Source organism: Microbacterium schleiferi, assembly GCF_015565955.1.
Classification (GTDB): domain Bacteria; phylum Actinomycetota; class Actinomycetes; order Actinomycetales; family Microbacteriaceae; genus Microbacterium; species Microbacterium schleiferi_A.
In genome coordinates this window covers 245,444-259,367 of record NZ_CP064760.1, presented here as the reverse complement: position 1 = coordinate 259,367, position 13,924 = coordinate 245,444, and the positions used below count along the sequence as shown (strand labels likewise).

Annotated in this window: 14 protein-coding genes; 10 read left to right on the top strand and 4 right to left on the bottom strand. The window is 68.0% G+C overall.

Features of this window, described 5'->3' with window-relative positions; all coding sequences use genetic code 11:
- Positions 1-12: 12 nt before the first annotated feature.
- Positions 13-1,077: an ABC transporter substrate-binding protein gene (locus IT882_RS01300; RefSeq protein WP_195692840.1), complete on the bottom strand. Its 1,065-nt coding sequence runs from the start codon at positions 1,075-1,077 to the stop codon at positions 13-15.
- Positions 1,078-1,467: 390 nt separating this feature from the next.
- Here IT882_RS01300 and IT882_RS01295 point away from each other — a divergent pair, with 390 nt between their 5' ends.
- Together IT882_RS01295 and IT882_RS01290 are read left to right on the top strand one after the other, a co-directional pair.
- Positions 1,468-2,763, top strand: a complete 1,296-nt coding sequence (locus IT882_RS01295) for a PucR family transcriptional regulator ligand-binding domain-containing protein (RefSeq protein WP_229382230.1) — start codon at positions 1,468-1,470, stop codon at positions 2,761-2,763.
- Positions 2,763-3,041, top strand: a complete 279-nt coding sequence (locus IT882_RS01290) for a PucR family transcriptional regulator (protein ID WP_195692838.1) — start codon at positions 2,763-2,765, stop codon at positions 3,039-3,041. The genes IT882_RS01295 and IT882_RS01290 overlap by 1 nt, the downstream gene beginning before the upstream one ends.
- On the opposite strand, the gene IT882_RS01285 is transcribed toward IT882_RS01290, so the two are convergent.
- Positions 3,038-3,505, bottom strand: a complete 468-nt coding sequence (locus tag IT882_RS01285; protein ID WP_195692837.1) for a PPC domain-containing DNA-binding protein — start codon at positions 3,503-3,505, stop codon at positions 3,038-3,040. The two genes, IT882_RS01290 and IT882_RS01285, sit on opposite strands and share 4 nt — an antisense overlap.
- Entirely contained in the window at positions 3,502-4,500 is a 999-nt protein-coding gene (locus IT882_RS01280) for an adenosine deaminase (protein WP_195692836.1), read from the bottom strand. Before IT882_RS01280 ends, IT882_RS01285 begins: the two co-directional genes overlap by 4 nt.
- A 279-nt stretch (positions 4,501-4,779) precedes the next feature.
- On the opposite strand from IT882_RS01280, the gene IT882_RS01275 reads away from it, so the two are divergent.
- The 6 genes from IT882_RS01275 to IT882_RS01250 all read left to right on the top strand — a co-directional run bounded on the left by IT882_RS01275 (position 4,780) and on the right by IT882_RS01250 (position 11,488).
- The gene (locus IT882_RS01275) at positions 4,780-5,583 is read left to right on the top strand and encodes an ABC transporter ATP-binding protein (RefSeq protein ID WP_229382229.1); all 804 of its coding nucleotides are present in this window, start codon (positions 4,780-4,782) and stop codon (positions 5,581-5,583) included.
- The gene (locus IT882_RS01270) at positions 5,580-7,190 is read left to right on the top strand and encodes an N-acyl-D-amino-acid deacylase family protein (RefSeq protein WP_195692834.1); all 1,611 of its coding nucleotides are present in this window, start codon (positions 5,580-5,582) and stop codon (positions 7,188-7,190) included. The genes IT882_RS01275 and IT882_RS01270 overlap by 4 nt, the downstream gene beginning before the upstream one ends.
- A gap of 16 nt (positions 7,191-7,206) precedes the next feature.
- Positions 7,207-8,415 (top strand): metal-dependent hydrolase family protein, encoded by a 1,209-nt coding sequence (locus IT882_RS01265; RefSeq protein WP_195692833.1) that lies wholly within the window; start codon positions 7,207-7,209, stop codon positions 8,413-8,415.
- On the top strand, positions 8,412-9,788 hold the full coding sequence (locus IT882_RS01260; RefSeq protein WP_195692832.1) for an amidohydrolase family protein: 1,377 nt from the start codon (positions 8,412-8,414) through the stop codon (positions 9,786-9,788). The genes IT882_RS01265 and IT882_RS01260 overlap by 4 nt, the downstream gene beginning before the upstream one ends.
- A gap of 80 nt (positions 9,789-9,868) precedes the next feature.
- Positions 9,869-10,612, top strand: a complete 744-nt coding sequence (locus IT882_RS01255) for a creatininase family protein (protein WP_195692831.1) — start codon at positions 9,869-9,871, stop codon at positions 10,610-10,612.
- Between the two features lie 117 nt (positions 10,613-10,729).
- Positions 10,730-11,488 carry a GntR family transcriptional regulator gene (locus tag IT882_RS01250; protein WP_195692830.1) on the top strand — a complete coding sequence of 253 codons (759 nt, stop codon included), beginning with the start codon at positions 10,730-10,732 and terminating at the stop codon, positions 11,486-11,488.
- A 37-nt stretch (positions 11,489-11,525) separates the two neighbouring features.
- Here IT882_RS01250 and IT882_RS01245 read toward each other — a convergent pair whose 3' ends face one another.
- Positions 11,526-12,011: a nucleoside deaminase gene (locus IT882_RS01245; RefSeq protein ID WP_229382227.1), complete on the bottom strand. Its 486-nt coding sequence runs from the start codon at positions 12,009-12,011 to the stop codon at positions 11,526-11,528.
- A 171-nt stretch (positions 12,012-12,182) separates the two neighbouring features.
- On the opposite strand from IT882_RS01245, the gene add reads away from it, so the two are divergent.
- Both add and IT882_RS01235 read left to right on the top strand, forming a co-directional pair.
- Positions 12,183-13,295: an adenosine deaminase gene (gene add, locus IT882_RS01240; RefSeq protein WP_195693982.1), complete on the top strand. Its 1,113-nt coding sequence runs from the start codon at positions 12,183-12,185 to the stop codon at positions 13,293-13,295.
- A complete protein-coding gene (locus IT882_RS01235; protein ID WP_195692828.1) occupies positions 13,292-13,924 on the top strand; it encodes a hypothetical protein in 633 nt (210 codons plus the stop codon). Before add ends, IT882_RS01235 begins: the two co-directional genes overlap by 4 nt.

Sequence of the window (13,924 nt, the reverse complement as noted above, 5' to 3'; positions counted from 1 at the left end):
TCGGGTCGGGGCTCACTGAATGGTGCGAAGCTCCGGGTTTTCGTCGTACATCTCGTTCAACAGCGACAGGTCGAACAGCTCGTCGGCAGAGATGTCGTACCCGCACACGGCGAGCGTGTCGATGTTCGCCGCGATCAGCTCATCGCTCATCGTGAGCAGGCCGTTGGCTTCGGTTTCGGGCGTGATCTGGAGCGTTGCCTGGATGTTGAAGGCGTTGAGCTGCTGCTCGAAGTCGTAGTTCTGCTCCTTGCCGTAGTCATCCACGGCCGCGGTGGTGGCCACCTCCGGGTCAGCAAGCGCCGCCTGCCAGCCCTGCACGAGCGCCTTCAGATAGGCCTTGATCTTCTCCGGCTCGTTCTCGATCATCTCGTCGCTGGCGACGTAGCTCTCCGAGACGATCGCCATGTTGTAGTCGGCAAGCAGGAACTCGTTGGCGTCAAAGCCCTGGAGCTCGAGAGCGTAGGGGCCCGAGGTCGTGTAGCCGAGGTAGCCGTCGACCTGGCCAGTGGTGAGCTGGCTCGTGTCGCTGAAGGGAACCACGGTGACCTCATCCGCGGGGATGTCGTTGAGCTCCAGCAACGCGTTGAAGACGAGGATGTTGGAATCGCTGACCGCGACCGTCTTGCCGACCAGGTCGTCGGGGCTGGTGAGGGGGTTGTCTGCCAGCGAGATGATCGAGAACGGGTTCTTCTGGTATCCGGTCGCGATGATCTTGACGTCGGCGCCCTCGAGAATCGCCGGGGCGACCTGAAGCGGACCGCTGACGCCGACGAACGCCTGATCGCTGAGGACGGCGGTCACGGCCGAGGTCGATCCAGAGCCACCCGCGGTGAGGGTGACATCCGAGAACCCGGCGTCGGCGAAGTAGCCGTTGTCGATGGCGAGGTACTCGCCCGCGAACTCGGTGTTCTTCAGCCACGAAAGCTGAACGTTGATGTCTCCGTAGGATGCCGCGCCCGAACTGCTCGTGGTCTCGGGGGTGGCATCTGAGGAGCATCCGGCGAATGCCAGTGCAGCAGCCGCGGCAACGCTCACGGCAGCAAGAACGCGTCGGGCGCGTCCGGTGGAGTCGGTCACAGGTTCTCTCCTTCGCACGGTGGTCCGCGTCCGACGACGTCCACGGCAAGGTGAAGGGATACGTAGGTGGTGCAGAACGCTCGGCGTCGGACAGGGAGGGAGCGTTCGATTCGACTCAATCGCGCGGAGCCCCGACGCGGAACGTGCGATCCGCTGAAACGTGATGAGTGGATCCCACCGCGCTCGGTGGAAACGCCAGACGACGTTTCGCTGTCGTTAACGCGCGCTTACACCCGGGATCGGGCTGTGATCATCGTCCAATTCGTGCCCCCGGTGCAGCTCCCACGCACTGGAGCATGATCCAGGACCACGCCGTGGGCGTGCTCAGATGGTGTCGGGGGCACCTCTGCACAGCGCGCAGACTGGAAGGTGTGCGCAGACGAGCGCACGATGGCAGACCTGGAGCACGCTATGAAACTCGAGGAGATGCTGCGACAGGAGCGCTTGGGACTGAGCGTCGTGGTCGCCGCCCCCGATGCCCTACACCGCGACGTGACCGGCGCGTACATCACCGATCTCCCCGACCCGTCACGATTCCTCTCGGTCGGCGACATGGTCCTCACCAGTGGCATGTGGCACAACCGTCCCGATGCGGCGGATACGTTCGTCGCCGCCCTCGCCCGGCAACGCGTCGCAGCACTCATCGTCGGACTCGTGCACCTCGGGCATCTCTCGGACGACATCATCGACGCGTGCCGGCGCTACGGCCTCACGCTGCTGACGATCTCTGACCAGGTCTCTTTCAAAGAGGTGGCCGAGACCGTCACGGCGGCCCAGGCGGGCACCGCTGACGGGCTGGCTGCCAAGGGCATCCGCTTCAACTCCCGACTTGCCGAGATCGTCGCCCGCGGCGAAGGAGCCGAAGCCGTGCTGCGTGATTTCCGCATGGAGTTCGCGATCGACTGCTGGCTGGTCGACGAGATCGGCACCCTCGTCGCTGTCGCCGGCGACGTCCCCAGCACCGAGGATGTTGGGCGCGTGTGGAATCTCGTGCTCGGAAACGACAGCGCCGGTCCGATTCCTGTTCCGGCCATGGGGGCCGGCGCCCCGCGCACCGCCTGGTCGGTGACCGCCTCGAGCCAGCAGGTCGTCGGCTACTTCATCTGTGAAGGCGACCACCGCCGCCTGAGCCGAGACACCCCGATCGTGATCGACGGTGTGCGCGGGGCGTTGCGTCTGGACCTCGAGTTCTCGAGCCGGTGGCGGGGAGCCAACCACAGCCACGTCTCGGAACTGGTCCGTGTGCTCGCGGAAGACTCCGTGTCTCCGGGCGAGATCTCGGCGCGGATGCGCCTGGAAGGTCTCGACCCGAAAGACCCCACGGTTGCCGTCATCGCCGAGGTCGCGGATCGCGTGTTCCCCCCGGCGGCCGTCCTGGAGATGAGCTATCGCCTCTTTGCCCGCGAGAACACGCACATCATCGGATGCGTCATCGACAACCGAGCCGTGCTGCTTCTGAACGGTCCGGGCATCGACGGCTTCTCCCCCACGAGCACGCCTCGCGGGAGGAGTTCCTCCCCAAGCTCGGGGGACGCCAGCTCCGCATCGGCGTCTCGGATGCCCGCACGGGCGTCAGCGGACTATCGGCGGCGATCGTCAGTGCCTCCGAGCGGCTCGGAAACCTGCAGGATGCGAGTCCTATCGCGATCGCCGCGACCAGTGAAGTCCGCACGCACCGCGCGCTGATGTCGCAACTGAGCGAACGAGAGCGGCAGACCTTCGCCGCGGAGGTGCTCAGCCCGCTGTGGGACTACGACGCGCGACAGGGCGCGGACCTCGTGCGCACCCTGCGCGTGTTCCTCCAGAACGCCTGCGCCTGGCAGGAGTCTGCCCGCCAGCTCCACCTGCATACCAATACATTGCGGTACCGCATCGCCCGCGCCGAGGAACTCACGAACCGATCCCTGAGTTCGATGGACGACCGCGTCGACTTCTATCTCGCCCTCGAGCTGACAACGCCCTAACTCTGCGTCACGCCGTCCACGAAGTGCAGACTGGTCAGCCCGAAAGCCTCGGCGTCGGGACGCAACACGAAGGTCGGCGAGACCACCTCTGTCACCGTCGCCTCGACCGTGTAATGCGCCTCTGCGCGCAGCACGTGGCCGGCGTAGGCGGCGGCCCCCTGCGACTTCACCCCGACTGCGGCGTGGATGTGCGGCTTCGGTGAACCGTCGACGGTCGTGATGGTCCCCGAACCCGACCCCTCGACGTAGGCAACATCGACGGCATCCGGCAGCGGCGGTTCCTCGTCATCCAGCGGCCCATGCGTACCAATGAGGCGAACAGAGCGGAACGCCCCGAGCAGCGTGATGGTTCCCTGGGTCACGCCGGTGCGTACACACCAGTCGGTGATCGTCTCCAGGAGTTCCTCACCGGGTTCGAGGACGAGCATCCACTGGCGGCCCGTCGTGATCGGCGCGCTTCTCACCGCGCACCCCCCGCGGCCGCGACACCGGCGTCGAGTTCGGCGACCCACCCGGCGATCTCCTGCGGGGAGGCGAAGCTCGAGGTCAGCGCATTGCGCGCGAGCGTGGCGGTCTGCGCCGACGACAGGCCCAGTTCGCGCGTCACTGCCGCGAAGTTGTCGTCGATGTACCCGCCGAAGTAGGCGGGGTCATCGCTGTGGATGCTGACGTTCAGCCCCTCCTCGATCATCACCGGCAGCGGATGATCCCGCAGCTCCGGCGGCGCGGTGCGCAGCGCGAGGTTCGAGAGCGGGCACACCGTGAGCGGAATCTGGTCGTCGCGAAGCCGCCGTACGAGATCGGCATCCTCGAGCGCGCGATTGCCGTGGTCGACGCGTTCGACACCGAGCAGGTCGATCGCCTCCCACACGTACTCGGGCCCACCTTCCTCGCCGGCGTGTGCCACGCGGCGCAGTCCCTCCGCCGCGGCGCGCGCGTAGACCCGGGTGAACAGGGAAGGCGGATAGCCGACCTCACTCGAATCCAGGCCGACGCCGATGAACTGGTCGCGAAATGGCAGCGCCATATCCAGCAGTCCCATCGCCGCATCCGCGCCGAGATCGCGCTGGAAGCACATGATGAGATCGGCCGACAGGCCATCCGCGCGCGACTCGTCCAGGGCGGCGGTGAGCCCCGCGAGGATCGTCTCCATCCGGATGCCGCGCGCGAGGTGCGTGGGCGGATCGAAGAAGATCTCGGAGCGACGGACGCCGGCTGCCCGTACCCGAGCGAGGTAGCTCGCGGCGAGGTCGTAGAAGTCCTGCTCGGTGCGCAGCACCGCAACGTTCTGGCCGTAGACATCGAGAAAGTCCTGCAGCTTGCCGAAGCGATAGCGCTGGCGGAGCACGTCGGGGTCGAAGGACGGGAGCGGCAGTCCGTTTCGCTGCGCCAAGCGCACGAGGAGGTCCACCTCGAGCGTTCCCTCGATATGGACGTGCAGCTCTGCTGTCGGGTGCATGGTTCCCCCGGTATGTTGCGGTGACGGCACCCTGGATTGCGATGTGCCCGTCTGAGCCAAGCACGGGCTCTCCCCCGCGGCTTCGGAGGATCCGCCGAGAAAGAACCGTCAGGCGGCGGCAGTCGATGTGCACTTCACCAGAGCCTGGCGCCCGGGAAACCGTCGCGAAACGTTGCCGTAATGCGCCCGGGGATGCCGCCAGCACGTGAGGACGCTCGACCCGCGGAGTTGGGCAGATCGCACATGGTTCCGGCCGTCGGCCACGGCTGTACTGGGGACGTGACCGAAACGACGACCTCGACCGCCGCCACTGAGAACCGCCCCGGCATCGAGCTGCGCGGGCTCACCAAGCAGTTCCGGATGCACCGTGAGACGGTGACCGCCCTCGACAACGTCGATCTCGTCCTCCCCGAGGGCGTGTTTGCGTCCCTGATCGGCCCCTCCGGGTGCGGCAAGTCGACGATCCTGCGCATTCTCGCGGGCCTGGAGCGCCCGACCAGCGGCACCGTCAGGGTGCATGGCGAGGAGTTGACCGTCGGGAAGCGCCCCGCCGGCCTCGGGATCGCCTTCCAGGACTCGGCCCTGCTCCCCTGGCGTTCGGTGCGCAAGAACGTGCGCCTGCCCATCGAAGTGACCCGCCGCGGCGACGAGGCCGCTATCGACCCCCTCATCGACCTCGTCGGACTCAGCGGCTTCGAGAACGCGCGCCCGTCCCAACTCTCCGGCGGGATGCGACAGCGAGTCTCGATCGCCCGGTCCCTCGTCGTCGACCCCGACCTGCTGCTGCTGGATGAACCGTTCGGCGCACTCGACGACGTCACACGACAGCGCCTGAACATGGAACTGCAGCGCATCTGGACAGCCCGTCCCGCGACGACGCTGATGGTCACCCACGGGATCGCCGAGGCGATCCTGCTTTCAGATGTCGTCGCGGTCATGTCGCCCCGCCCCGGTCGCATCGTCGAGCTCGTGCCGATTCCCCTCGAGCGTCCCCGCACGATCGCAATGATGAAGTCCGCGCAGTTCCACGAACTCGAAGACCTGCTCAGCGACATGCTGTACTCCCCCGCGGGCGTGGCATGAGCGTGACACTCGTCATCCGTGGCGGTACGGTCCTCGACGGCTTCGGCACCCCCGGTGTCGTGGCGGATGTCGCCATCGAGCGAGACCGGGTCATTGCCATCGGCTCCGACCTGGAGCTGACGGGCGTACGCGAGATCGATGCGACGGGCCTGTTCGTCGCACCGGGCTTCATCGACGCGCATACTCATTCGGACGTCGTCCCGTTCATGGACGAGCCACAGCCGTTCAAGCTCCGCCAGGGGGTGACCACCGAGATCGTCGGCAACTGCGGCAACTCGGCCGCGCCGCTGATCGACGAGACCGCGGTCGAGTTTCACCGGCCCATCTCGAGCGCCGCACGCGCGGGTGTGGACACGCATCCGCGATCGTTCTCGGACTACCTCGATGAGGTCGAGGCCGCCGGCCCCACCAACCACATCGCCTCGCTGGTCGGACACCACACGCTGCGCATTAACGCCAACGGCATGGATGCTGCGCTGCGCGACGGCGCGCTCCAACGGATGCAGGACCTCGCCGACGAGGCGTTCGCCGCCGGCGCCTTCGGGTTGTCGACGGGCCTGATCTACGCCCCCGGAAGCTACGCCGACACCGACGAGGTGGCTGCCCTGGCAACCGTTGCGTACCGCTGGCATCGCCCGTACGCGACCCACATGCGCGACGAGGGCCACGGTCTTGCCGACGCGGTGGCCGAGACGCTGGAGATCGCCCGCCGCAGCGGCGTGCGGGTACAGGTCTCGCACTGCAAGGCGGCGGGCCTACCCAACCATGGCCGCGGGCCGGAACTGCTCGCCCTCCTGCACGAGGCGCGCACCGCGGGGGTCGACGTGTACGGCGACCAGTACCCCTATACGACGGGTGAGACGTTCCTCAGCGCCCTCTTGCCGGCGGACATGCAGGTCGGCGGGCAGGACGCGCTGCGCGCAAAGCTCGAGAGTGCCGCGTCCCGGGCCGAGTGGTTCCAGCTGGCCGAGACCGGCGCGACAGGAGCGGCGCGAGCGGGGGCGTGGCATCAGACCACGCCCGACGGCATCACGATCTCAATGCACGGCGACGAGAGCTTGCAGGGTCGCACGATCGCTGAGGTCGCCGCCGACCGCGGCGTCTCGGCGTGGGATGCCCTGTGCGACGCCGTGCTCGCCGACCCCGCCGCCATGACGGTCTACCGCCTGATGAGCGAGCACGACGTGCGCGCCATCCTCGCCGACCCCCTCATCGCGATCGGCTCCGACAATTCCGTCCCCGTGGGGTACGCCCACCAACGAGCCTGGGGGTGCTTTCCGACGGTGCTGGGCGCGTACGTCCGCGACATGCCGCTCCTCCCGGTGGAGGAAGCGGTCCGCAAGATGACCTCGCTGACCGCGCGTCAGTTCGGACTCACCGGACGCGGCTTCCTCGCACCCGGCGCGATCGCCGACGTGGTCGTCTTCGACCTCGACGCCATCGGCCACCCCGGCTCGCCGACCTCTCCGGCGCAGCATCCGACGGGTATCCCCTACGTCGTGCTGGCCGGTACCGTCGCCATCGACGACGGCGTCTTCAGCGGACGCCGCGACGGTCGCGTGCTGCGCGCCGGCCACCCCGAACCCCGATCCCACCCGAACCCCTGAGACGAAGGAACACACGATGACTGACACCACGATCTTCGGCGTGGACGTGTGGGACGGCCACCACGCGCTCGGCCGCGTCGACCTCACCTGGGAGGGTGGACTCATCACCGCGGTCACCCCGAGCGCCCCGGGAACACCCGCGTCGGGTCTGAGCCTCATCCCGGGCCTCGTCGACACCCACGTGCACCTGGACACCAACGCCATCACGGGCAAAGCCGACCGCTCGTGGGGGATCATCACCCCGCCCGAGGAGCGGTCGCTGCACGTGCTCGCTCACGCGCAGCGCGCCGTCCGCGGGGGCGTCACGACCCTGCGCGACCTCGCCTCGGAGTCCTCCCCCTTCGCCGTCTCTCGCGCCCTCGATGCGGGCATCGTGGACGGCCCGCGGCTGTATGGCGCAGGCCCCGTCGGGATGACGGCGGGCCACGGTGACCTGTTCACCCCACCGCACTACCCCCACCGCCCCGCGACGGCCGACAGCCCCGACGAGTGCCGCAAGCTCGTGCGCACCTGGGCACGAGCCGGCGCCGAATCGATCAAGATCTACACCTCTGGCGGCATCCTCTCGATGGGTGACAAGGTCACCTGGCGCAACCACACGGATGCCGAACTCGCGGCGACCGTCGACGAGGCCCACGCCCTCGGCATGCTCGTCGCCGCCCACAGCCACACCGCGGAGGGCATCGACCGGGCGCTCGCCGCCGGGGTCGACTCCATCGAGCACGGCACGGGGATGACACCCGAGCAGATGCGTATCCTGGCCGAGCGGAACATCCCCGTCGGCCCCACCCTCCTCATCCACGAGCGCCTCGAGGCCGGCGCCGAGGGCATCGCCGACGACGCCCGCGAGAAGTCCGCCGAGATGGCTCGCGTGCGCGGCAACCGGCTGCGCGAGGCCGGTCAGGCAGGAGTGCGATTCGTGCTCGGCACCGACGCGAACGGCGTGTTCACCAGCTTCGGCGATCAGATGGAAGAGGTGCGTCTGATGGCGCAGCTGTTCGGCTGGGATGCCGAGCGCGCCCTGCGGGCGGCGACGAGCGACGCGGCAGACGCCATCAACCTCGGCGCGCTCGTCGGCACGCTGCGGGCAGGCATGGCCGCCGACTTCGTGGTGATCGAAGGCCGACCCTGGGAAGACATCGCCGAGCTCGACACCGACCGCATTCGGGCCGTCGTCGCGCGTGGGCGCGTGCAGGCCGGCGAGCTTCCGGAAACCGTCGCATGAGCGCCGGAATTCAGCTACTCACGGCCGACATCGTCGTGCCGATGACCCGGGAGACCGAGATCCTCGTCGATGCCGGTGTCGCGATCGAGGGCGACACGATCGTCGCCGTCGATGGCATCGCGGAGCTGCGCACGCGATTCCCCGCGGCTCCGGAACGGCACCTGGCCGACCACGTCCTCATCCCGGGCCTCATCAACGGCCACCACCACTCGGGCCTGCTGCGCGGCACGGCGGAGCACCTCCCGGTGTGGGAGTGGCTGCGCCTGCACATCGACCCGATGCACCGCGTACTCCACGCCGATGACGCCGAAGCTGCGGCCCGACTCTGCTACGCCGAGGGGTTGCTCTCGGGGACCACGACGGTCGTCGACATGTGGCGCTACATGGACCGCGCCGCGGCTGTGGCCACCGAGCTCGGCAACCGCCTCGTCACGGTCAATTACGTCGGGGAACACCCCGACTACGACTACTTCGACACCCTCGACGACAACGAACGGGTCCTGCGCGAATGGACGGGAGCCGCGGGCGGGCGCATCATGCCGTGGGTTGGGCTGGAGCATCCGTTCTACGCCGACGACGCCGGTCAGCAGCGCGCCATCGCGATGGCCAAGGACTACGACACGGGGCTCTACACCCACTGCAGCGAGTCCGAATGGGACGTCCAGATCTTCCAGGAGCGCACGGGGCTGCGGCCGATGCGCGCGCTCGAGAAGCTCGGCTTCTTCGAGACGCCGCGCACGATGATCGCCCATGCCGTGTGGCTGGATGCCGATGAGATCGCGCTCATGGCAGATCGCGGGGTGAGCGTCTCCCACAACCCGGTGAGCAATATGAAGCTCGCCAGCGGCATGGCACCCGTGGCAGAGCTCATCGAGGCCGGCGTCGCAGTGGCCCTAGGCACCGACGGCGAGAAGGAGAACAACAACCTCGACATGTTCGAGGAGATGAAGGTCGCGTCGCTGCTGGGCAAGCTCCGCACGATGGATGCCGCAGCCATGGACTCCTGGCAGGTGCTCCGGATGGCCACGATCGAGGGCGCCCGGGCCATCGGACAGGAACACCGGCTCGGATCGCTCGAACCGGGCAAGCAGGCCGACATCGTCGCGGTGCGGTCTCACACGCCGCGGATGACGCCGCTTCTTCCCGCCGGCGCCTATGCGAACATCCATCACAACCTCGTTCACGCGGTCCGGGGATCGGATGTCTCACTGACGATGGTGGCAGGGCGGGTGCTCGTCGAAGACGGCGCGTTGCGCTCGGGCGACCTGCCCCGGATCATCGACGACGCCCGCGCCCGCATCCCCGACCTGTTCGCGCGCCGCACCGCCTACCTCGACGCGATCGACACGCCCCGCGGACTGTTCAGCGCCTGAGGCGCGGCGTGCCGCTACGGTAAGGCCAGCTATCGCGCCCTCACTGTCGGACGACCGCCCACCCCCTCTCCGGAGATCTTGTGATCGAACTCAGCTCCTCGACATGGCCAGACATCCGGGACGTGTTGTCAGCGGGTCCCACCGTGGCTGTGTTGCCCTTCGGGGCTCTGGAACAGCACGGCCCCCATCTTCCGCTCGACACCGACACCCGCCAATCCGAGGCGATCGCCCGCGACATCGCCGCCGCGCTCGATGCCGTGCTCCTGCCAAGCATCGAGTACGGAAACACCTGGGGAAACGCCGCCTTCCCCGGCACCGTGTCCCTGTCTCTCGACACCGTCGCGGCGATCTGCAGCGACATCGCCGCGTCGCTGGACTCGTCGGGTTTCGCCCTGTTGGTCGTCGTCAACGGTGACTACGGCAACCGGCTTCCCCTTCAGGTGTCGGTGGAGAAGCGCGCAGCGTCCGGAGCACGGATGCCGGTCCTGGTGCTCGACTACCCCGGGTTGACCGAGATCGGAGATCGCGTCAAGGAGAGCCCCTGGGCAGCGCCCGGCTTGTGCCACGCGGACGAGCTCGAGACCTCGATGATGCTCGCGATCTCTCCTGCCACCGTTCACCCGGAGCGGTTTGTGGTGGAGTACCCAGAGCTCCCGCCGGACTTTGGACAGCGGCCGCAGGCGTTGGCGGGACTCGGCGAGACGGGAGTGTTCGGGGATCCTCGCGCGGCGACGGCCGCCAAGGGGCGGCAGATCCTCGCGCACGTCGTTGCGGAATCTCTCACGGCGATCGAGCGGACGATGCGCGCCATCGGGATCCGTTGAGTCACGGTGACGGAGCAGGCGCAGCAGTCTCTGGTGAGGGCTCCCGGGTGTGCACGCACTGACCGACCGCTAACGTGTGCACAGTCGGCACCACACGTGCGTTTGTGAGGAGAACCCGTGACCACCTACCTCCCGTTGCCGCGCCCCAGCGGCGACGCCGACACCATGCGTGTCCAGCACGGACTCCTGCGATACGTGCGCGAGGCGGCAGCCCTCGGGGCGCCATTGCCGGGTGAGCTGGAGCTGACAGCGCGGCTGGAGTGCAGCCGCCAGCAGCTGCGCAACGCGATGGCGCAGCTCGAGGCCCAGGGCATCGTGAGGCGTCGGCAGGGCACGGTGACCACGGTCGATCCGATCGCGCTGCGGCTCAGCGTCCGACTGGAGGAGCAGTTCGAACACACCGAGCTGCTGGACCGCCTGGGTTATCGGGCCGAGGTGGAGGTGCTCGAGTCTCGCACCGTCCCGCTCGGCGCGGAGATCGGCGCGGTGATGGAGCGACCGGCAGACGCTACCCGCCTAGCCATTCGCAAACGGTGGCGCGCGGATGGCGCCGTCGCGATGATCGCCGACGACACTGTCCCGATCCCGGGCGATCTGCCTGACGAGTTCGACCCGAGCGAGTCGGTCTTCAGCTTCGCGGCGCGCATCTGGGGCGAGCCGGTCGTCTGGGAGGTCACCACCCCCGGGGTCGCGACGCTCTCCGGGGAACTCGCCGAACTGTTCGAGAAGGCCGAGGGGTCTCCGGTCATGACTCTGGAGGTCATCGGGATCGGCACGAGCGGTCGACGCATCCTGCACAGCCTCGAGTATCACGACCCCGGGATCGTGTCGTACTCGCTCGTGCGGACCGTGCGGCCGCCGTGGAGCGCGCTGTAGGCAGTCCCCGCAGTCGGATGCCGCGGGCTGGCGAGCGCTAGACCCAGAACCCCTCGTGCACGACAGAGGCCTCGTCCTCCAGATGCGGCCCCGACACCTCGATCACGCGCTGTCCGCGGGCGAACACCTCACGGCACGGCAGCGAGAACGTCGGGTTCTCGGGGTGGTCACCGGTGAGCCCAAGGAGGCGGTACTCCGACAGTGCGTAGACGACGCGGTCGATTCCTGCCCAGTAGGCGGCGCCCGAGCACATGACGCAGGGTTCCGCGCTGGTGTACAGCGTCGATCCCTTCATGCCCTCGATCCCCAGATCGCGCGCGGCTGCGGCAACGGCACGCAGCTCGGCGTGCTGGGTGGGATCCCCCGTCGGCGGAAGAGAGTTGTTTCCGGCTGTGGCAACGACCGCGCCGGATGCATCGACCACGAGCGCGCCGAACGGATGGGCGCCGGCCTCCCGCGTCTGAGCGGCGATGTCGATCGATTCCCGCAGACGCGCGAGGTCGAGGTCGGTCAAGTCAGCCACAGAACGCTCCCTTGTGAACAAGTTGAAGTAGTCGCGCTCGAGTCTACGTCGTAACATCCCGTAATTTCGGGCCTGGATTACGGCGTTGTTACAGGTGTCGAAAGGTTACGGGTCAACTTGTCAACAAGTCCGCGTTGGCGGATAGCGTGCTGAGAGCCGACCCGAAAGGCGCTGCATCCTCATGCCGACCCCCGCTCCCCCGCCACACGCATCGACGAGCAGGCGATCCGTGCGCTCCCGAAAGCCGAGGTGCACATCCACCTCGAGGGCACCTTCTCGCTGCACGACATGCTCGTGCTCGCGAAAGAGAGCGGCGTCTCCCTACCGGGGCCGGCGCGGACGATCTTCGACATCTCGACGCACGACGACTTTCTCGCCCCCAGCGTGACGACGGGTGGCGGTACGGGTGCTGGCTCGGCAGGGCTGACCGGCTTCCTGCGGTTCCTCGACTGGCAGTGCGGCCTGGTGCGTACTCCCGAGCAGGCAGCGCGCGTGGCATACGCGTTCGCGGCTCGGCAAACCGCCTCTGGCATCCGGTACGCGGACGTCATCGTCAACCCGACCCACTGGAACGCCTGGCGCGGACGCGAAATCGAGCTGCTCAGTGCCCTGTCGGAAGGGTTCGATGAAGCAGCCCAGGACGGCCTGTGCGAGACCGGCATCGCCTACTCGCTGCTGCGAAGCCAAACGGCCCGCGAAGCCGAGGACATCGTTGCCGCGTTGACCTACCAGCGTCCCGATCGCGTGATCGCCCTCTCGGTCGACGGAGACGAGAAGGTGACGGGCCGGACCGGTGAGAAGTTCCAGACTGCGTTTGCTCGCGCAGCCGTGGCGGGCCTCCGCCGCACCGTCCACGCCGGCGAGTCGAGTGGCCCTGCCGGGGTGTGGGATGCGCTCGATCTCCTCCAGGCCGAGCGCATCGACCACGGTGTGCGCTCGATCGCGGATCCGGCGCTGATCGAACGGCTGGTCCGCGATGAAATCAGCCTGGGCGTGTGTCCGCGGTCGAACGTGTCCCTCGGCATCTACCCCGACTGGGCCTCGCACCCCCTACCCCGCCTCCTGGAGGCCGGCGTCCGCGTCACGCTGAACACCGACGATCCGGTGCCCCTCGGCACGACGCTCGAAGCCGATTGGGCTGTCGCGGCCGCGCAGTTCGGTTTCACCGAAGCCGACCTCACGGGCTTTGCTCGCCGCTCGATCGAGGCATCCTTCGCGTCGGACGATCTCAAGCGCGACCTGCTCGCCGAACTCGACGCACACGAGGCGGCATCGACATCATGAACGCGCTCCGCCCTCCGGTCACGATCGCCTCCGCGGCACTTGTCGCGTCGACGGCGATCGCCCTGATCTGGGCGGCGAGCGCACACGCCAGCGATGACAACGCACCGTTGGCACCGATCGTGGCGAGCTGGCCCGACGAGTTCGCGGTCGTCGGCACGAAGGCAGAACCGCTCTACACCGAGCGCATCTCGTTCGCGCGTTCCAGCGAGGACTTCACGCTCGAGATCGAGGTTCTCTCGCAAGGAAACGCCGCCCTCGGCACGCAGACGAGCGCTGTGGCGGTGGAGGGAGATACCGTCCGGTGGGTCGAGGGCTGCCCGAAGACCGACGCCCTCTGCCAGGACGACACCACCCTCCGCGGCTTCCTCACCACCGCACTCGTCGTCGCCGCCGACCGTGCGGGCACACTCCCGGCATCCGGAGTCATCCGCAACCTGCACGGCACCGATGTCGTCTGCATCGACGACGCCGACCTCTATCCCACCCCGTCCACTGTCGCCCTTCACCCCTGCTTCGACATCGCCTCCGGGGCTGTGCTCGGGCAGTGGTCTCCCGACTCCCACGCGTTCGTCGGCGCCACCCTCGCTGACGGATTCCACATCACCACCCCTGCACCATCACTTCCCTGA